Annotated in this window: 1 protein-coding gene and 1 pseudogene; both read left to right on the top strand. The window is 45.9% G+C overall.

The window, feature by feature from the left end; genetic code table 11:
* Positions 1–197: plasmid mobilization relaxosome protein MobC (mobC, locus tag J1781_RS00500; protein ID WP_217233036.1), on the top strand; the 197-nt coding region annotated here is incomplete at its 5' end.
* A gap of 12 nt (positions 198–209) precedes the next feature.
* A pseudogene (locus tag J1781_RS00495) lies at positions 210–625 on the top strand (hypothetical protein); the annotation flags it as partial.

Raw genomic sequence — 625 nt, 5'->3', positions numbered from 1 at the left:
ACTTAGGGTTGGGCGCTGTACCGATTCGCCAGGCTGACCCTGATCTCATCCGTCACCTTGCTCGCATTGGTAGTAACCTGAATCAAATTGCCAGGCACGCCAATACCGAAAAACAGCTAGACGTCCAAGTATTGCAGGAATTGGCTAAAGCCAATGCTTTGCTTGACCAACTTGTCACTCAAGCGGAACAGGATTAAAGGGAGGTCGCCATGTTGGTCAAAATCTTTAGCCGAGGCAAAGGCTCAGGTAATGCCCCCATCAATTATCTGCTGGGTAATAATTATATGAGTGAGGGAAAATTGCGAGATGGGGCAAGGATAGTCAGTGGTAACCCTGTGGTGACTCAAGCCACGATTAATAGCAGTAACTTTGCTCGCAGATATACTGCTGGGGTATTATCGTTTGAAGAAGCCCCCGATGCGATTAGTGAGGCAGACAAACAAGCCATCATTCAAGACTTTGAGAAAGCTATGTTTGCAGGGATGGCTCATGATAGATATAACGTACTTTGGGTCGAGCATACTGACAAGAAAGACCCTAAAACAGGCAAACCACGCCTAGAGTTAAACTTTCTGATACCTAATACCGAACTTTACACAGGTAAACGGTTGCAACCTTACTATCA

It is taken from the genome of Rahnella perminowiae, from assembly GCF_019049695.1.
Lineage (GTDB): Bacteria > Pseudomonadota > Gammaproteobacteria > Enterobacterales > Enterobacteriaceae > Rahnella > Rahnella perminowiae.
This window is presented reverse-complemented; position numbering and strand designations above follow the sequence as displayed.